The organism is Bacteroides cellulosilyticus, assembly GCF_020091405.1.
Taxonomy (GTDB): domain Bacteria; phylum Bacteroidota; class Bacteroidia; order Bacteroidales; family Bacteroidaceae; genus Bacteroides.
In genome coordinates this window covers 6,425,337-6,446,111 of the sequence record NZ_CP081903.1, presented here as the reverse complement: position 1 = coordinate 6,446,111, position 20,775 = coordinate 6,425,337, and the positions used below count along the sequence as shown (strand labels likewise).

At 41.1% G+C, this 20,775-nt stretch carries 11 protein-coding genes and 1 pseudogene; 10 read left to right on the top strand and 2 right to left on the bottom strand.

The window, feature by feature from the left end; genetic code table 11:
• Positions 1 to 6 precede the first annotated feature (6 nt).
• Positions 7 to 1,080, top strand: a complete 1,074-nt coding sequence (locus tag K6V21_RS24740) for an arabinogalactan endo-beta-1,4-galactanase (RefSeq protein ID WP_224320225.1) — start codon at positions 7 to 9, stop codon at positions 1,078 to 1,080.
• Between the two features lie 9 nt (positions 1,081 to 1,089).
• The gene (locus tag K6V21_RS24735; RefSeq protein WP_224320224.1) at positions 1,090 to 3,561 is read left to right on the top strand and encodes a glycoside hydrolase family 2 TIM barrel-domain containing protein; all 2,472 of its coding nucleotides are present in this window, start codon (positions 1,090 to 1,092) and stop codon (positions 3,559 to 3,561) included.
• Here K6V21_RS24735 and K6V21_RS24730 read toward each other — a convergent pair.
• Both K6V21_RS24730 and K6V21_RS24725 read right to left on the bottom strand, forming a co-directional pair.
• A complete protein-coding gene (locus K6V21_RS24730; RefSeq protein WP_224320223.1) occupies positions 3,553 to 4,737 on the bottom strand; it encodes an ATP-binding protein in 1,185 nt (394 codons plus the stop codon). The genes K6V21_RS24735 and K6V21_RS24730 overlap by 9 nt on opposite strands.
• A gap of 169 nt (positions 4,738 to 4,906) precedes the next feature.
• Entirely contained in the window at positions 4,907 to 6,457 is a 1,551-nt protein-coding gene (locus K6V21_RS24725; RefSeq protein ID WP_224320222.1) for an ATP-binding protein, read from the bottom strand.
• Between the two features lie 484 nt (positions 6,458 to 6,941).
• On the opposite strand from K6V21_RS24725, the pseudogene K6V21_RS26855 reads away from it, so the two are divergent.
• The 8 genes and pseudogenes from K6V21_RS26855 to K6V21_RS24690 form a co-directional block, all read left to right on the top strand.
• A pseudogene (locus tag K6V21_RS26855) lies at positions 6,942 to 7,055 on the top strand (cell filamentation protein Fic); the annotation flags it as partial.
• A 792-nt stretch (positions 7,056 to 7,847) separates the two neighbouring features.
• Positions 7,848 to 10,880, top strand: a complete 3,033-nt coding sequence (locus K6V21_RS24720; protein ID WP_224320221.1) for a SusC/RagA family TonB-linked outer membrane protein — start codon at positions 7,848 to 7,850, stop codon at positions 10,878 to 10,880.
• Positions 10,881 to 10,900: 20 nt separating this feature from the next.
• Positions 10,901 to 12,577 carry a starch-binding outer membrane lipoprotein SusD gene (gene susD / locus K6V21_RS24715; RefSeq protein ID WP_044263320.1) on the top strand — a complete coding sequence of 559 codons (1,677 nt, stop codon included), beginning with the start codon at positions 10,901 to 10,903 and terminating at the stop codon, positions 12,575 to 12,577.
• 39 nt (positions 12,578 to 12,616) lie between these two features.
• Complete coding sequence (locus K6V21_RS24710) at positions 12,617 to 13,789, top strand: SusF/SusE family outer membrane protein (protein ID WP_224320220.1); 1,173 nt, start codon at positions 12,617 to 12,619, stop codon at positions 13,787 to 13,789.
• A gap of 35 nt (positions 13,790 to 13,824) precedes the next feature.
• Positions 13,825 to 15,267, top strand: coding sequence for a DUF5115 domain-containing protein (locus tag K6V21_RS24705; protein ID WP_044263319.1), 1,443 nt, complete (start codon positions 13,825 to 13,827; stop codon positions 15,265 to 15,267).
• 139 nt (positions 15,268 to 15,406) lie between these two features.
• Complete coding sequence (locus tag K6V21_RS24700; RefSeq protein WP_044263318.1) at positions 15,407 to 16,519, top strand: arabinogalactan endo-beta-1,4-galactanase; 1,113 nt, start codon at positions 15,407 to 15,409, stop codon at positions 16,517 to 16,519.
• Between the two features lie 70 nt (positions 16,520 to 16,589).
• Entirely contained in the window at positions 16,590 to 18,545 is a 1,956-nt protein-coding gene (locus tag K6V21_RS24695) for a glycoside hydrolase family 13 protein (RefSeq protein ID WP_224320219.1), read from the top strand.
• 139 nt (positions 18,546 to 18,684) lie between these two features.
• A complete protein-coding gene (locus K6V21_RS24690; protein WP_224320218.1) occupies positions 18,685 to 20,652 on the top strand; it encodes an alpha/beta hydrolase in 1,968 nt (655 codons plus the stop codon).
• Positions 20,653 to 20,775: the final 123 nt, after the last annotated feature.

Sequence of the window (20,775 nt, the reverse complement as noted above, 5' to 3'; positions counted from 1 at the left end):
TCAATTATGAAATTAATGAATATATTATTAGCCGGCTTGCTCCTTTGGGGAGCAGCCGCTTGCAGTGACGATGATAAACCGACATTTCCCGAAGAACCGGCTTATGACATGACCGGCTTTGCCAAAGGTGCCGATGTCAGTTGGTTGACACAGATGGAAGCGTCGGGAAAGAAGTTCTACAACGCTTCCGGTCGTGAAACGGAGTGTATGACTTTATTGCGTGACCTGGGCATGAACTCCATCCGCCTGCGTGTATGGGTGAATCCTTCGGATGGTTGGTGCAATAAGAGTGATGTTGTGGCGAAAGCCTGGCGTGCCCATCAACTGGGTATGCGGGTGATGATTGACTTCCATTACAGTGATGTATGGGCAGATCCGGGTAGCCAGTATAAGCCTGCCGCCTGGGTGGGACTTTCGCTTGATGAACTGAAGACAGCAATTGCCGACCATACCAAAGATGTGCTGAATGCCTTGAAAGAGAAAGGTATTACTCCCGAATGGGTGCAGGTGGGTAATGAGATTACTCCCGGTATGTTGTGGGATGAGGATGCCACGGTGAGCGGTGCCACGTATGACGTTCCGAAGGAGGGCGTGACTTATGCGAAAAATGAGAAGAACTTTGCAGATTTTATCACAACCGGTTCGAATGCAGTGAAAGAGGTATTCCCCAATGCAAAAGTTATTGTACATTTGCATGATGGAAACAACAACGGTACCTATCGCTGGATATTCGATATTCTGAAAGCCAACAACACTCCTTATGATGTCATAGCTATGTCCCTTTATCCCGGAACAGATAACTGGCAAGAGATGGTTGCCGCCTGTGTGGCCAATATGGAGGATATGGTGAGCCGTTATAATAAGGAGGTTATGATTGCCGAAGTCGGCATGCCGTGGGATGAGCCTGAAATCTCAAAATCTTGCCTGACCGAGCTGATTGCCAAATCTAAAGCAATCGAACAGTGTCTTGGCGTTTTCTATTGGGAACCGCAGTCTTATGGCAGTTGGAACGGATATACGTTGGGAGCTTTTGATGAAAGTGGTAAACCGACTGTTGCACTGGACGCATTTAATCAATAATATACCATCATGAAAAAACTATCGACTTTATTCTTAATGACCTTACTCGCTGCCTCCCTGCAAGCGCAACGCAGCGAGTCTCTTCTTGAGAAGAACTGGAAATTCACCAAAGGCGACGCTCCGGAAGCTATGAAACCGGAGTTTGACGACCGCAAGTGGGAAACCGTAACCGTGCCTCACGACTGGGCCATCTTCGGTCCCTTCGACCGCAACAACGACTTGCAGGAAGTGGCAATAACGCAGAACTTCGAGAAGAAAGCTTCCGTCAAGACCGGGCGCACAGGCGGGCTTCCTTATGTGGGTATCGGCTGGTATCGTACTACTTTTGATGTCACCGCCGATAAGCAGACCACTCTTGTCTTCGATGGCGCTATGAGTGAAGCCCGTGTCTACGTCAATGGGCAGGAAGCCTGTTTCTGGCCGTTCGGTTATAATTCTTTCCATTGCGATGTCACTTCTCTTTTGAATAAAGACGGTAAGAACAATACTCTGGCTGTTCGTCTGGAAAACAAACCGCAGTCTTCCCGCTGGTATCCCGGAGCCGGGCTTTATCGTAATGTGCGTGTAGTGACTACCGGGAAAGTGCATGTTCCTGTATGGGGCACACAATTGACTACGCCCCATGTTGCCGATGAATATGCTTCAGTTCGCTTGTTGACCACTATTGCCAATGATGAGGGGAAAGATATCCGTATCGTTACGGAGATTATCTCACCGGATGGTAAAGTCGTAGCAACGAAGGATAATACCCGTAAGATTAATCACGGTCAGCCTTTCGAACAAAACTTTCTGGTGGATGCTCCTTGCCTGTGGTCACCGGAAACACCTTATTTATATAAGGCAGTTTCTAAAATCTATGCCGATGGCAAGCAAACGGATGAATATACTACCCGTTTCGGTATCCGCAGCATAGAAATCATAGCTGATAAGGGTTTCTTCCTGAATGGCAAGCACCGTAAATTCCAGGGTGTGTGCAATCATCATGATCTTGGGCCGTTGGGCGCGGCTATCAATGTTGCCGCTTTACGCCGCCAGCTTACTATGCTGAAAGATATGGGTTGCGATGCCATCCGTACAGCTCATAATATGCCTGCGCCGGAATTAGTGCAACTTTGTGATGAAATGGGATTCATGATGATGCTGGAACCTTTCGATGAATGGGATATTGCCAAATGTACAAACGGCTATCACCGTTACTTCAATGAGTGGGCGGAGCGTGATATGATAAATATGTTGCATCAATATCGTAATAATCCTTGTGTTGTGATGTGGAGCATTGGTAATGAAGTTCCTACCCAATGTAGTCCCGAAGGTTATAAGGTGGCTTCTTTCTTGCAGGATATCTGCCACCGCGAAGACCCGACGCGTCCCGTAACTTGTGGTATGGACCAGGTGACTTGTGTCTTGAAGAACGGCTTTGCCGCCATGATTGATGTTCCCGGTTTCAACTATCGCGCACATCGTTATTTGGAAGCTTATGAACAACTACCACAGAACATTGTGCTTGGTTCGGAAACATCTTCTACTGTCAGTTCTCGTGGTGTATATAAATTCCCTGTAGAGAAACGCGGCGATGCAAAGTATGAGGATCATCAATCTTCAGGCTATGATCTGGAACATTGCTCCTGGTCTAATGTGCCTGATGAGGACTTTGCCCTTGCCGATGATTATGACTGGACTATCGGGCAGTTTGTCTGGACAGGCTTTGATTATCTGGGTGAACCCTCACCATACGATACGGATGCCTGGCCAAGCCATAGTTCGCTGTTTGGCATCATCGATCTTGCCAGTCTGCCCAAAGACCGTTACTATCTTTACCGCAGTCTTTGGAATAAGCAGGCTAATACTCTTCATGTTCTTCCTCATTGGACTTGGCCGGGTAGGGAAGGGGAGAACACTCCTGTGTTTGTCTATACGAGCTATCCGTCGGCTGAGCTTTTTGTTAATGGTAAGAGCTTCGGCAAGCAGCGTAAACTCACTGCCGAAGAGAGTAAAGCATTGCAGGGGAAAGATGCTCTTGCTTTGCAGCGTCGTTACCGCCTGATGTGGATGGATGTTCCTTATGAACCGGGTGAAGTGAAAGTGGTCGCATACGATGCTTCCGGCAAATCCGTAGAGGAAAAAGTAATCCGTACCGCCGGTAAACCTCACCATCTGGAAGTGATTGCCGACCGCAGTCAGCTGAAAGCTGATGGCAAGGATTTGGCTTATATCACCGTCCGCGTAGTTGATAAAGACGGTAATCTTTGTCCTGCCGACAGCCGGCTTGTTAATTTCTCAGTGAAAGGTGCCGGTCGTTATCGTGCTGCTGCCAATGGCGATGCTACTTCGCTCGACTTATTCCATTTACCGAAGATGCCCGCCTTCAGCGGTCAGTTAACGGCAATTGTTCAAACGGCTGAACAACCCGGCGAAATCGTTTTCGAGGCTAAGGCTAAGGGGGTGAAATCCGGTAAACTTATGCTGAGAACTTTAAAATAATTGTGTAACATCTGATTTAAGAAAATCTTCCATCCCCATCCCATTTGTACCTACTACGAATGCGAGGTGGGGATGAAATGTTTCACGGAAACGAGACAGGCCGCTATTGGTACTTCGTCTTCCGCTTTTCACTTCAATAGCCACCAACTTGCCATCTTTCTTGATAATATAATCCACTTCTTCGTTCCCTTCTCTCCAATAGAACACTTTATAATTTCCTTTGTCAGCTCCATTCACCAGATGGGCACCGACAGCAGACTCAAACAATCTTCCCCATTCTTTAGTGTCTGTCCGGGCAGCCTTAAAGCGGAGTGGGTTATAAGCATTCATCAGTGCACTGTTGTAAACCTGAAACTTAGGAACGGAGGCTCTTGTGCGTGCTTCATCTCCTGCGTATTTAGACAGGGAAGCCAATAAACCACACTCATCAAGCAGATTCAGATAGTTGGAGATTGTGGTGGTATTTCCAGCGTCTTGTAGTTGTCCCAACATTTTGGTTAATGACAATATTTGTCCGGAATACATACAACCTAACTCGAAAACTTGCCGCAGTAATGCCGGCTTATTGATTTGGGTAAGCATCAGTACATCTTTGGAGATAGTAGTCTCTATTAATGCATCTTTCACATATATGCGCCAGCGCTCTTCATCTTTTATCAGACGTGCTGTACCGGGATACCCGCCAAAATAGACATATTGATTTATATCCCATCCAAAAGCCTCCTGCATTTCTTCATAAGCCCAGTGTCCCATGCGAATGATTTCGAAACGTCCTGCGAGTGATTCGGTCAATCCTTTTTTGAGCAACAACCGGGATGAACCTAATAATACTACTTTTATGTTATTGTTTTCGCGGCTATCTTTATCCCATTCTTTTTTCACGGTTTCACTCCAGTTATCTAACTTTTGAATCTCGTCAATGACTAACAAGTGCTCTTTCTCCTTTTTCAGCTTTTGGGCAATCCGCGCACTTTCCCAGATGTCGCTAATCCATCCGGCATCGGCTGTAGGTACATCATCAGCTGATACGGATGTATAAGAGATTGAAATCTCTTGCAATACTTGTGAAACGAGGGTAGATTTACCTACCTGCCGCGGTCCGGCAATCACTTGAATGAACATTCTGGGTTCTTCAATTCTTTCTTTAACTGATTGGAAGTAAGCTCTTTTGTACATAGTTAGTGCTCCTTAATGGTAAACTACTCAATGCACTGCGTAATTTTACTCAATGCTTAATGCAAAATTACTCAATAGTTTGATGTGCGCAAATCTTTCCAAAGTTAAAAAGAGCTTTCTTGCTGAAGTCTATTGCTATTTAAAATAGCGTCTGTTCGTTTCGTTAGTTTTATTCTACCACCCATTTTTCAATATTCCGGGTTTTCTCACTGAAGTTTACTCCTATTTTGAATAGTTTCCGTTCATCCATTTCAAAAGGAAGCGCATAATGCTTGTCATTGATTTGCTGCAAAGCCTCTTCGGCAGTGCCTTCTAATTTGAATTCCATGATATAGATGAATTTATCAGTCTGCAATACGAGGTCGATGCGTCCGTCGTTTGTATTATATTCTACTTGGGTATAGAAACCTATCAATTTGAAAATAATGAAGAGTACATTTTCATAATGTAATTCTTGCTCGCGGATTACTTCGTAAGTGGTATCTGCAAAGAAACTTTGTAGGCGGCGGAAGAAGGAGTTATAATCTCCCGATTCTACTTCACGAACAAATTTCTGAATAGCAAATGGAGTTTCTACTTTGTTGACGTTTGTATAGAAAGGCAAGAGGAAACGGATAAAGCCTTCCTCTACTTCGCGATTGGGGAATCCTAAGCGATACATACCAAAGCGCTCGTCATATCCTTTGATGGTAAGATATCCGCTTTGATAAATCACCGGAATAGGATTGGTCGATTCAGAGTCTATGCTGTTCAACACCTGGGCATCGGTCTCTTCGTGTGCCATTCGTTCGAGGTCGTAATGATGTTTCTTGAGTAACTTCACTAAGTAGGTAGGCGTTCCCGTCTCAAACCAATAGCTTCCGAATTCTTTGCGTTTGAAGGCGTTGAGCAGGCTGAAGGGATTGTACATACCAATGGAATTATGCGTAAAATGATAACCGTCATAATTCTCCTTGAGTTCGGTGCAAAGCTTATCGTATGTCACTCCCCGGGCAGCGGCAAATTCATGAAGTTCAGCTTCCAGGTTATCGTGAATCTCCCGTTCGCTGATGCCGCAGATTTCAATGTATTCATTCCACATTGATATGTCGTCCAAGTTGTTCAGGTCGCTGAATACACTGATTTTTCCAAATTTTGTCACTCCTGTCAATAAGGCAAACTTGATGCAACCATCCATTGTTTTTAGTGCTCCATAAAATGGCTTCAAGGTGTTCCTGAATTGTTTTTGCAGTTCTTCATCACCAATGGCTTGCAACATGGGCTTATCGTATTCGTCTACCAGGATAACAACGCGCTGCCCTGTTTGTGCATAGGCACGTTCTATGATACCTGCAAAGCGTAGGGAGAAAGAACGTTCGGATGGTTCGGTACCATAGAGTTTTTCCCATGCAGTCAGTGATTTCTCAAGTATATTGTCCAAACTCTCCGGTACATCATACTTCTCGATATTGAGGTCGAGATGCAGTATCGGATGCTTTATCCAGTCTTTCTCCAGCCTTTCCATGGCCAGTCCGCTGAACAACTCCTTCTTCCCTTGAAAGTAGGCTTCCAGTGTTGAGATGAGCAAGCTCTTGCCGAAACGGCGTGGGCGGCTCAGGAAGTAATAACTACCGGTCTTTACCATTTGATAAATCAAGGCTGTCTTATCAATATAGAAATAACCGTCCTTACGAATCTTCTCGAAGTTCTGTATGCCTATGGGATAAATCTTATTGCTCATATTTTTCTGTTTTTGCACATCAATACACAAAAGTACTGATTTCTGTTTTATTCTTGGTATTAAAAAGGGAAATTTAATATAGTCGTGTCAAAGCCGTACCCGGTCCGTATCTGCTCCGTAGCATCTCCGTACCTGCTCCCTTCCTATAGACACGGAGATGCTACGGAGCAGATACGGACCGGGTATGGAGATGTTACGGAGATTGCGTGGAGGTTGCATGGAGATGTAATGGACCGATTTGACTCAAGAATTTATTAAAAAGCATTCTTTTCGGCTCAAGTTGAGCTGTATTCATTCGTTTTAAAAGTAAGTTCGGCAACTCTTAAACGAGCAATATCCGAAGCTGTAAAATAGAATCTTATACATGTAACGGTAAAGGGTGAAGCGACTAAATATAACATTACCCCACAAGCTCATGTATTAATCACGCTTAATATCGATACTTATTTTGAAAAAGAAATTGACGAACGTATCGTTCAACAAGGATTCAATTGACTATAAAAAAGCGATGCTGATTTTTTATGAGCAGAATAATATATCCGCTTTCAAAAGAATCTTTATGGAGCAATTTGAGTTTGCTGTGAATACCTATTTTTAGTATTCTGCACAAGTATCATCAAAATGCTTGATCAAGACTATAGTGGCTTCTTTGTCATTTTGACAAATTGTATTTTAAGTTGGCTGAGAATCCATTGTTTCTGTCCTGATGCTGGTGAAAGCTGAAATATGCGAATGAAAGTAAGCAAGTGACAGATTGATTGGGGAATATCGAAATACTTACATTTATTCTGGAGTAGAATATCCCTTGAAAGTTACTCTTATAAGTGAAAAGCATGATGCAAATAAGTGCTTCAGCCGGAAGTAGTAGCCCTTTTACCTATAAGTAGTAACCATATCACTTATAAGTAGTAACCATGTTAGCCATAAGTAGTAACCCTTTTCTGCATAAATAACTTGTATGGTTGTATGTATATGCAGTAATGACGGATTTTTATTCCTTGTTTATTCATAGAATATGCTGGAATGCAGTTTTGAATTTTTGTTCGTGTTATGGAATGTATGCAAATGTAATCATTGTGAGGGTAAATTGTAAAATTAGGCTCCGTTTTGATATTTCATGAAGTTTTCCCATTTGAAAATGCTTAATATATCTATCAGATCTTCTTTTGAAATATAGATTCTTTATCTGGCTGTAGTTGTGCAATTCCGTGCAATCGTTTGCACTGCTGCTATTGCATATTTCTTATCTTTCTTGTATTTTAATATTTTTATAAAGCATATTTTTGTTGCGTCATGTTATAGATACCTTATAAAGGAAAAAGCAATCGAAAGATAATTTCGAATAATAAATATAGGTAATTAATATTGTTAACTTTAATTTTTTAAATGCATGAAGCAAGTTAATCTTAGAATCTATCGAATGATTCTTCCCCTATTAGTAGGGTTATTCTTGTCTGTAGGCGTTTATGCACAGAACATCACCGTGAAAGGGCATGTAAAAGATGCCACGGGGTTGGAAGTGATAGGCGCAAATGTCGTAGAGAAAGGTAATACCTCTAATGGTACAATTACTGACCTTGATGGAAACTTTACGTTGACTGTTCCCAAAGGCGCTACATTAACAATATCTTTTATTGGTTATCAGACACAAGAGGTGGCAGCCGCTTCTATGGTAATGGTGACGCTAAAAGATGATGCGGAGCTCTTGAGTGAAGTTGTGGTTGTGGGATATGGTCGTACGAAGAAAGATGACCTTACAGGTTCGGTAACGGCAATCAAACCGGATGAACTCAGTAAAGGTATCACTAACAATGCACAAGACATGTTGGTCGGAAAAGTAGCTGGTGTTGATGTTATCACTGCGGGGGGGACTCCGGGTGCAGGTGCTCAGATTCGCGTGCGTGGTGGATCTTCCCTCAATGCCTCAAATGACCCGTTGATTGTAATTGATGGTTTGACTATCGATAACAATACTCCAAAAGGAATGAGTAATCCTTTGGCTATGGTAAACCCAAATGATATTGAAACCTTTACAGTTTTGAAGGATGCTTCTGCTACTGCTATTTACGGTAGCCGCGCTTCAAATGGTGTTATCATTATCACTACTAAGAAAGGTAAGAGTGGTTCTGCTCCCAAAGTCTCTTATAATGGTGACATGACGATTTCAATGATTCAGAAAAAGTATGATGTACTTAATGGTGATGAATTCCGTGCACTTGTCAATGACATTTGGGGAGATAAAGCCGGTGAGGTAGGTATGGGTAATGCTAATACGGATTGGCAGGACCAAATATTCCGCACTGCCATCTCGCATAGCCACAATGTCTCAGTATCCGGTGGTTTGAAGAATATGCCTTATCGTTTGAGTTTGGGATATAATTCTTCTGATGGTATCGTTGAAACTTCATGGATGCGTCGTGCCAACATTGGCTTGAATCTTTCTCCTTCTTTCTTCGACAATCACCTCAATTTGAAGATCAATGCCAAGTATATGTACGAGAAAGACCGTTATGCTGATGCAGGAGGTGCGATAGGATCTGCCCTTTCGATGGATCCCACGCAGCCTGTATATTTCGATGCAGATGATGCCCGTGCTCCTTTCTTTGATGGCTATTTCCAACATACACAGTCGCCTAAAGATTTCAATGCTGAGTGGAAATATACTAATAATCCCAATGCTCCTCAGAATCCTCTGGCTCTGTTGAAACTTAAAGATGTGCAGGCTGCTGCCAATGACTTTACAGGTAACTTTGATGTGGACTATAAGGTGCATGGTTTTGAAGATTTACGTCTGCATGCCAGCTATGGTGGACAGTATACGGAAAGTAAACAGGACGATATAATCTCCAAGTATTCTTATTCTAACAACTACTTTGGCTGGAATGGAATAACGCAGACTTATAAATATAGTGTTACTGCTAATGCTTATGCTCAGTATGTGAAGGAAGTAGGCGCTCATAATTTCGATATAATGGTTGGTGCTGAAGAAAGTCATTTCCACCGCAGTGGTTACGACTATGGTCAAGGTACCGATCCTTACGATGGTACTCCTCATGATGCCAAATTAAGAGAAGAACAAGCATGGGCTACGCATAATTCTTTAGTTTCTTACTTTGGACGTCTGAACTATACGCTACTTAATAGATATATGCTTACAGCTACGTTCCGTGCCGATGGTTCTTCGCGTTTCTCAAGTGATAACAGATGGGGATATTTCCCTTCCGTGGCATTGGCATGGAAAATCAATGAAGAAGCATTTATGAAGAAGCTTACTTGGTGGAATGAGTTTAAACTCCGTTTAGGTTGGGGTATGACAGGTCAGCAGGATATTAATTCTGACTTCGGTTATGAAACTCACTATACTTCAAGTGACTCTTTCGCTCAGTATCCTTTTGGTGATACTTACTATGGCACTATGCGTCCGTCGGCTTACAATCCCGATTTGAAGTGGGAGACTACAACTGCTTATAACGCCGGTTTAGATTTGGGTTTTCTGAATAACCGTATCTCAGCCAATATTGATGGTTACTATCGTGAAACCAAAGATTTGCTGAACTCTATTACTATTCCTGTAGGAATGCAGTTTGGTTCTCAATTGACAAAGAATATCGGTTCGCTGAAGAATTATGGTGTGGAATTCTCTATTAATGCTAAACCTATTGTTACTAAAGATTTTACTTGGGACGTGAGCTATAATATTGCCTGGAATCATAATGAGATTACTGACTTAGTGGATGGCGATGCCGGTTACTATGCATGGGCAGGAGATAAAATCAGTCGTGGTAACAATACTCTGATTCAGGCTAATACTGTAGGTAAAGCTACTAACTCGTTCTTTGTTTATCAACAAGTATATGATGAGAATGGCAAACCTATTGAAGGTATGTACGTAGACCGTGATGGAAACGGACGTATTGACAATGGTGACCGCTATTTTTACAAGAAGCCCTCTGCTGATGTTATTATGGGGCTTACGACTAAATTCCTTTATAAGAATTGGGATTTGAGTATGTCTTTCCGTGCTTCTATCGGTAACTATGTTTACTACGACTTCTTGTCGAATCGTGCAATGGTCAGCCAATCCGGTCTGTATTCCAATAGTGCCCTGCATAACTCTACTGCAGAGGCTGTAGCATTAGGCTTTACCGGTGTAGGAGTAGGTAACGATAACTATTTGAGCGACTATTTCGTACGTAATGCTTCTTATCTGAAGTGTTCGAACATCACTTTAGGTTACTCTTTCCCTGCATTGTTTAAGGTGGCTGGTCATGAAACATGTTCTGGCCGTGCATTCCTTACCGCTCAAAACCCTTTCATTATTTCTAAGTACAAAGGTATCGACCCTGAAGTGGCAAGCGGTATTGACTCTAATCCTTATCCGCGTCCTTTCAGTATTCAAATAGGCTTGAGCCTGAATTTCTAATCTATTAAATGCATATAAAGATGAAACATATATTTTTGAAAACAGCCCTTGCAGCCCTTCTTATGGGTGGAGTGGCAACGTCGTGTATCAACGACTTGAATATTTCGTCTATTGATCCGCAGTCCAGTTCATCGTATGGAGATATGGAGCTGCTGGCTAAAATTTACAGTACACTGGGTCTGACTGGACAAAAAGGTCCTGCCGGTAGTGGCGATATTAGTAGTGATGAAGGTGAAAGCGGCTTTTACCGTACTACATTCAATTTGCAAGAACTGTGTACTGATGAATGTCTTTGGGCTTGGCAGACTGACGCTGATATTCCTCAAATTACCAATATTGACTGGACGGCTTCATCTGTCCGCGTGCAATGGGCATTCCAGCGTCTGGCTTTTGATGTGACTCTTTGTAATTTCTATCTTACTAACACAGAGGATAAAGCAGAAGATCCTGATTATAAACTTTATCGTGCCGAGGTACGTTTCCTACGTGCGCTTCATATGTGGTACTTCCTTGATCTTTGGGGAAAGGCACCTTTCAAAACAACTTATGACATTTATGAGTTGCCGGTAGAGAAAGCAGGTAAAGAACTTTATGATTGGATTGACAAAGAATTGACTGAAATAGAGCCGGATCTTGCCGAAGTGGGTGCATTTAATAATTCTTCCAACTTTGGGCGTGCCGACAAAGGTGCTGCTTATATGCTCCATGCCCGTTTAGCTCTGAACTCTGCTGTTTATACCAAAGGTGCTGTAAAGGACTATCAGAAGGCTATTGACTATTGTGACCTGCTTGATGGAAAATACGAGCTTTCCAAGGCTGAAAAGAATGGCTATACAGGTTATGAACAAGTGTTTATGGCCGACAATGACCAAAACCAGCAAGCCATGAAAGAAATTATTCTGCCTATCCGTCAGGATGGAGCTAAAACAAAAAGTTATAGTGGTGCCAACTATTTGGTAAGTTCTACTCGTATCACCGGAATGCCTTATATGGGTACTTCCAATGGTTGGAGTTGTAACTTCTCCCGTGCGGCTTTAGTTAAGAAGTTCTTCCCTACTATTGAAGATTGTCCGCTTGCTACAGAGAAAGCTCCCGATGGTGCAACGGAGGCTGAAATAATAGCACTTGATGCTGCAGCAGGGACTGCTACCAAAGATGTACAGGAAAAGGCTAACGATCATCGTGCACTCTTCTATTCCGGTTGCGGTGGTGGACTTCGTAAGTTACAGGCTGAACAGATTGCAGGCTTTAACTCCGGTCTTTCTATTGTGAAATGGAGTAATATCCGCACGGATGGTGCAGCGACTTCACACAATGAATTCCCCGATGTGGATATTCCTTTGATACGCTATGCCGAAATGTATCTGACTCGTGCAGAAGCTAAGTTCCGTCTGACAGGTGATCCGCAACAAGCACGTGCTGACATTGAAGTTTTGCGTAGCCGTGCAGGTGCTTCTACTCCTGCTACCATTACCGAACAATATATTATTGATGAATGGTGTCGTGAGTTCTATATGGAAGGTCGTCGTCGTAGTGACTTGATTCGTTTCGGGCTTTTCACTGGTGACAAATATGTTTGGGATTTCAAGGGAGGTGTAGCAGAAGGAAAAAGTGTAGAAGATTTCTTCAACGTATATCCGATTCCGGCTGATGACATCAATGGCAATAAGAACTTGACTCAAAATCCGCGTTATTAATAGAATTTATTATCGAACTACTAAAATCGAAACAATAATATGAAAAAGATACTGTTGGGAATGTTGCTACCCGTTCTTACTTTGGTGTTGGTCACCTCATGTGAGAAGGATATGGATAGCAATCCTACATTCCACGAAAATACTACAGGATTTGTATTGAATATGCCTGCCAACGCAGCCAATAATGTATTGGATTTGCTGACTACTGATGAACTCACTTTTACCACCAGCCAACCTGATTACGGTGGCATACCTTTGAGTACTAACTACGACGTGGAGATTTCTTTTGAAGATTTTACAGCAGAAGAACCTGTGTATAAAGTTGTGACAAGCTCTACTTCTGCTACCATTAAAGTATCTGGTAGTAGATTGAATGATGCTGTAATTACTATGTTTCAGGATGCTAATGAAGGCGTGACATATCCTTCTAATGAAGTGAAAGAACTCTATGTACGTCTACATGCTAACGTTAATGGTATGGAATTGGGGAATTGCTACTCTAATGTTATTAAGATTCAGGTGATAGCTACTTATCAGGCTCCGAGTATAACGTTGCCCGAAGATCTCTATGTATGCGGTTCGAGCATTGGTGCTGCTTGGACAACTTGGAGACCAATGGCGCTTATTAATGGTATGGCTGGTAACTTCTTTACGATAGTTTATCTTCCTAACGATGCCGAATTCAAGTGGGGAACTTATCCTCAACAATGGTTGGGTCATGCTGATTTTAAAACTATTGATGATCAAGCAGGTGCAGATATTTCTGATAATGGTGGCAATGTGAAAGTAAAAAATGGTGGCTGGTATACGCTCTATATTAAGGGTAAGATTAATGGTGAAGCTATTGACTACACGCTGACTCTTTATCCGGCACAACTCTTTATTACTGGTGATCCTAATGGAGGATTTACTCCTGGTACTCCTTCTACTCCGATGGTTGCTCCCGCAGATAACAGTGGTCAGTGGGTGTCTGCTGAATTTGTATCAGGAGGTGAGTTACGTGCTTATGCTCAAGTAGGTGAATTTGACTGGTGGAAAACAGAGTTTACGCTTTTGGATGGCAAGGTTTTCTGGCGTGAGAATGCCAATATAGCCAGCAATTGGAACACTGATATGGGATCCGAATACAGTGTAAATGCCGGAGCGGGACAAAAGCTCTATCTTACTGTAGGTTCTACTGAAGATGGCTTAGATACGGGTGAGGTGAAATAAGCTGAATGATAATCTTATTTAAAAAGAAAAACATTATGAAGAAAAATCAAATACTCGCAGGTCTATTCCTCGCCGGAATAACCTTAGGTGCTTGTACGGACGACTATACGGATTGGGCTAACCCCCAATCCAATTCTCCCGAAGAGGCTGCTGCTAAATATGAAATCAGTTTCGCTGCAGGTGCTGATGCGGTCATAGATATGGATAAGTTTTACAGTACTATTGAAGAGGAAGCACAAAAGACTGATTCTGTGGAAATAGCTGCTCTATCTTCATCGAATTCCGAGGTGGCTTCAATCAAGGTGAACAGTATAAATATCAACGGGGTAACCATCAATGCTGCATTCAAGACAGGGAATATAGTGAAGGTGAATACTCTTGAACTTGATTCTGTGGTTCGCGATGCTTTTTTCAGCCGTGCCCATGTAGAGCGTGTGCTGGATGTGAATATGAATCTTGCCGTTAAATTGAAAAATGGTGAAGCGGTAAACATCTCGGGCACTTCTCAAGCCAAACTTACTCCGATAACTACCCCGGAAGTTTGTGCTGATGGATATGCGTTGATAGGTGATTTTGTTGAAGTGGGCGACTATTGGGATCCTGAACATCCCGTCATTATGAAGGCCGTTGAAGGTAAAGAAGGGATTTATCAAGCTACGATAGAAACTAAGGTTGCAGGTTCTAACTGGTTTAAGATCTATGAATCTTATGATATAGCTGGCGGTTGGGATGCTGCTAATGCCGGGCAGATTGGTTGCCGTGTAAATGGTGACGACAAAACTGAAAACTTTGCTGTTTGGACGGGTGATGTATATAATGTGGAAACTCCTACAATTACAGGAAAAGGGCATTTCGTCATTACATTTGATGCTGTCAACTATACTTATTCGATTACTCCTGCTACTGCTTATCTCTATATGGCCGGTGCTGCAAACGGCTGGAAACAGATTGATGCAATGGCAAGTCCTGAATATGATAATGTCTACAAAGGGTATATGTATCTCAATCAGGAAGGTTTCAAATTCTGTTCAGAGGAAAATTGGAATGGTACTAACTATGGCGCAGACTTCAGCACTGCTGCTGATGCTGCCAATATTATGATGACCGAAGAGGCGGGTTTCTATCAAGTGGTTGTTGATCTGAATGAGAAAACTTATACCCTGACTCCCATTGCGATAGGTATCATTGGTCCTGCTACTCCCAGTGGTTGGGATGCCGATACGGATATGGAATTGGCAGAATACACAGAAGAAGGTAAAGGTACGGTACATTATTGGACTATCACTACTGAATTGAAAGCGGATGAATTAAAATTTCGTGCCAATGATGCTTGGGACATTAGTTGGGGAGGTACTCGCGAAAATCTAACTACCAATAACGGTGCTAATTTGAAGATTGAAACGGCTGGTACGTATACCATCAACCTTTATCCTCTTTGTGAAGGTAAATCTTATTGTACAATTGAAGCTGTTAACTAACTGAGGTTGGCTATAGAATATCTATAGCGATTTTAAAGATCAAGGCTGTTAGGTATTTTGATAAAGATCCTCTTTCTCATAATTGAAAAAATGGGGAAGAGGATTTTGTTTTTCCATTGAAGTCATAAATAATGTCGTTATGAAGAATTTTAGATTAATTTTTGTTATCTCATTCTTGCTAACTTTATGTGTCGAAACTCATGCTCAACAATGTCTTTTGGGTGGTGATATTTCTTTGTTGCCAAGTTACGAGGAGGCAGGAACTGTGTATCGTGATGAGAAAGGAAGAGTTGTAAAACCTCTTGAATATTTTAAAGAACAAGGTTGGAATGCTATCCGTGTCCGTCTTTTTGTTGACCCTTCTAAAGCCTCTGCTGAGCACAAAGGTGAAGGTGTGTGTCAAGATTTGAATTATGTAACTAAATTTGGACAGCAGATAAAAAAAGAGGGTTTTCAATTTATGCTTGATTTTCATTATTCTGATACATGGGCTGATCCTGGCAAGCAATTTATGCCTGACAGATGGAAGAATGTCAATGTGGCTTCTTTGCCAGATAGCATATATGAATATACTAAGAATAGTCTTGAGCATATGGTGAAAGAAGGAGCGTCCCCTGACTTGATACAAGTGGGTAATGAGATAACCAATGGAATGTTATGGCCAGTAGCAAAAGTGGATCCGCTTGGAATGGAAAATTGGGATTTGTTTGTTAAACTTTTGGAAAGTGGTGCTAAGGCTTGTCGTGAAATTTGTCCCAAAGCAAAAATAATCATACATACAGAGAAAGCAGGTGAATGGAATAAAACTAAAACTTATTACAATCATTTACGGCAACTTGATTACGATGTCATTGGGCTTAGTTATTATCCTATGTGGCATAAGGCTGTAGGGGTACTTGCTGCTACGCTTGATTCTCTTGCTATAGAATTTCCGGACAAGGAGGTGATGGTAGTTGAGGCTGCTGCCTACTATTCCCACGAGAATGATCAATGGGCAAAAAGTGCAGATGAACACTCTGAATTCTATCCTATTACTGTCGAGGGGCAACGTATATTTACTCATGAGCTGGTAGCTGAACTACGTCGTCATACCAATGTAACGGGACTGTTTTGGTGGTTTCCCGAAGAAAATGCTTGTGGCAATACCGTAACTAAGGGATGGATTAACCGTGGACTTTTTGATAATCATACAGGGAAGGTACTTCCAGCAATGAAAGAGCTTCATTTCTTTATACAACCGATTACTCGTTGATTTGAATTTTTCTTATTCCTTATTAGCGGATCATTATGTTTTGTAATAGTATCTTTAAACTTTATGTATCATGAAAATTAGAACTTTATTTTTATTTCTTGTTTTATTGTTATGCCAATCGGGATTTGCTAAACAAATAGTGCCGTCAGGGAGGCTCATTGAATATCCTGAGCTTGAATCTTCTATTATACCTTTGCATGATATTTTTGTTGGGCTTTCTGCAGGTTCTTCTGACAAGAAGAGTGAGAAGATTGATAAGATAGAACCTGCTTTTTGGTGGTGTGGTATGAAGAATACTCGCTTACAGTTGATGGTATACGGCTTGAATATAGCAGCATATAAACCTGAAATTAATTATCCGGGAGTTGTTCTAAAGGAAGTGTGTCCAATGGAAAGTCCAAACTATTTGGTTTTGTATTTGGATGTGAAAGATGCGGTGCCAGGTAAATTTCAAATAGAATTTATTAAGGGTAAGCGTAAACTGAATTGTACTTATGAATTGAAAGAACGCCAGCGTAGCAGTGAAGATAAGATTGGCTTTAATTCTTCTGATGTTGTATATTTATTAATGCCGGACCGTTTTGCTAATGGTGATGAAAGCAATGACAATATACAGATGAGGCATCCTTATGAGGTAAACCGTAAGGATGTGAATGCTCGTCATGGCGGGGATTTAGCCGGTATCATGCAACATCTTGATTATTTAGATAGTTTAGGTGTTACAGCAATCTGGACGACTCCTGTCTTGGAAAATGATATGGGTGAAGGCTCTTATCATGGTTATGCTGCAACCGATTACTATAAAATAGATCCTCGTTTGGGAACTAATGAGGATTATGTCCGTTTGGCAGAACTCATGCATCAACGTGGCCTGAAACTGATAATGGATATGGTTTTTAATCATTGTGGAACCAATCATCCTTGGTTGCTCGATCCACCGATGCACAATTGGTTTAATAATTCGCATAAATATGTTGAGACCAATCATAATAAAACTGTATTTTTTGATCCTTATGCTTCGGATATAGATAAACAGGAATTAACGGATGGGTGGTTCGTACCTACAATGCCCGATTTGAATCAGAGGAATCGTTTTGTTGCTGATTATTTGATTCAGAATTCAATTTGGTGGATTGAATATGCTGATTTGGACGGTATTCGTCAAGATACATATGTATATCCGGATCCGGATATGATGGTACGTTGGTGTAAAGAAGTTTTTGAGGAGTATCCAAATTTTAATATTGTGGGTGAAGTAATGGTTCCTAATAACCCTGTCGGTACTGCATATTGGCAGCAAAACAGCATAGTAAATGGGAAAGCTAATACAAGACTGAAATCAGTGATGGATTTTCGTTTAAGGACAATAGCAGCTGACGTTTTCCATGAAGAAACATCTTGGAATACCGGTCTGCAACTTCTTTTTGAACATTTTGCTTATGATTTTTGCTATCCTGATATTAATAATGTGATGCGTCTGCTTGAGAATCATGATACGGATCGTTTTTTATTGGAAGATCCGGAAAATTTGAATGCATATAAACAGGCGGTTACCATGTTGTTGACAATTCCTGGTATTCCACAATTATATTATGGACAAGAATTATTAATGACTGGTAGTACAAAGGAAGATTTTGGATATGTACGTCCGGATATGCCAGGAGGTTGGAATGGAGATGAAATTAGTGTTTTTCAAGAAAGTGGGAGAACGGCTATGCAACAGGAAGCTTTCAATTTTATGAAAAAAATGCTGCATTGGCGTAAAGGAAATGATGCTATATCTAAAGGCAAAATGAAGCATTTCATGCCTCGTAGCAATGTATATGTGTATGAGCGTTCTTATAATGGCAAGAGCATACTGGTTATAATGAACGGAGTTAACAAGGAAGTTGACTTGGATTTAACGTTTTATAAAGAGGTTATAGGAGATAGAACTAATTCGAAGAATGTGTTGACGGATAGTAATGTGCCATTAGGAAAAAAACTTCATTTACAGCCAAAAGAAGTGCTTGTGCTTGAATTATGATATTGGAGATTAATGCTTGGTAAGTTAGTGATTTGTTTAGGAACAGACAATATTAGAGATAATGGTATGTTTAATAACATTCTAAACTGTATTAGTGACAGCTTGTAAGTGCATTGGTCATGGATAAATATGTAATACAATGAAAATGAGGTTCCTTTTTATAGCATTTACTTTGCTGCTATGTCATTATGGTATTGCGCAGCAAGCCGTTTCTTTAGGACAACTTGTAGAGTATCCTGGCTTTAACTCTTCAATTGTCACCCCGCGTGATGTCTTTGTTTGGCTACCTTCTGATTATTCTCCAAAAGAGAAGTATGATGTTCTTTATATGCATGATGGTCAAATGCTGTTTGATGCGAATACCACTTGGAATAAGCAAGAATGGGGGATTGATGAAGTTGTAGGAAAACTCCTGAATGAAAAGAAGATCAAACCCTGTATTGTTGTAGGAGTGGCAAACATCCCGGAAGCGAGATATGCAGACTACTTTCCTCAAAAAGCATTGAAGAACTTACCGGATAATGTGGTTCCGGGTGATGTGGGGTTTAATGCGGATAACTATCTTCGTTTTTTGGTAGAAGAAGTTAAACCTTTTATTGATAAAAAGTATTCCACGAATAAAAGTGTCGAGCATACCTTTGTGATGGGCTCTAGTATGGGGGGCTTAATTTCACTATATGCACTATGCGAATACCCAGAAGTGTTTGGAGGAGCTGCTTGTATGTCAACTCATGTCCCTATGATATTAAGTAATGAACTCTCTAAAGAAAAAGCGGACCAATGGTCGGAAGCTTTTCGGAATTATCTGGATAAGAATCTCCCAAAGGCTAACAGCCGTATGATTTATATGGATAGGGGGGATGCCACTTTAGATGCTTATTATCCTCCTTATCAAGATAAACTGGATAGTCTGATGGCGAGGAAAGGTTGGAAGCCCCCCATGTGGATATCTAAGGTTTTTCCGGGAGCTGGACATACGGAGGAAGATTGGAATAAGCGTTTGGATAATCCGTTGATATTTCTTTTGGGAAGTGAAAGGAAGAATGCTATTTGTGATAATCACGATAAGAACCTTTCACCTGATGATTATTTGATATCTAAATTTAAGGAAGCAGACATTGTTTTGTTGGCTGAGGATCATGGGGTGAAAGAGAATTTGGATTTTGTTCGAAACATGATACCTAAATTGTATGAGAATGGTATTTATATGTTGGGTATGGAGTTCGGGGCATACGAAGATCAACGACAATTAGATTCATTGATAAATGCACCAAAGTATGATGAACAATTGGCTCGTCAGTTGATGTTTAATTATAATACCCGATGGGCTATCGTTGAGTATATGAATATTTATAAGGCTGCATGGGAATGGAATCGTTCGTTACCGGAACAAGCGAGGAGGTTCCGTATTTTGAATATCAGTTATCGGTATAATTGGGAAGCGTTTGAAAAGGTGAGAACACCGGAAAATATGAAAAAAGTTTTTCCTTTGGGGAATACGGAAGATTTCAGATGTGCACTTTTAGAACGTGAAGTGCTGTCTTGCCATGAGAAAATATTGGTTTTGACAGGGACAATTCATGCATTTACATCCTATTGTTTTCCTTATTATGATTATACTTCTCCTGATTTTGTGCGCTATGAAAAGCGCTTCTTAGGAAATTTACTCTATTCAAAATATAATACGAAAGTAGTTTCTGTGGCTTTACATCAACCTTTCTTTAATTATCCAAATCATCAGCCTGCATTGGTTTCTCCAGCAGTAGGAAAATTGGAAGTGTTAATGAGCAAACACAACAATAAACCTGTTGGTTTTGATTTGAAGAGGTCGCTTATAGGAGAATTACGTGATCATAGTTACTACTCAATGGGGTATACAGACTTTACTTTAGCAGATTTATTTGATGGATATATATTTCTTAAACCTATAAAGGAATTATCTTCCTGCACTATTGACTATAAATTTGTGAATGATGGAAATTGGGAAGAGGCTGTTCGTAATAGCCCTGATCCGGATTGGCATCCGTGTCCTGAGAACAAAAAGCAATACTGGGAGACAGTGACAGAATTCATGAATATTAAAAAGAGGTATGAAAACGTCCAATGAAGTGGAAAGTAGGAGATGCTTTTTTGTCTTATATGAATGATAAGCCTATTAAAATGGTATGCTATTGCTAATATGGATTTAGTAATTGTCCACTAAAATAGATTGCTTTTTCGCCTAATATTC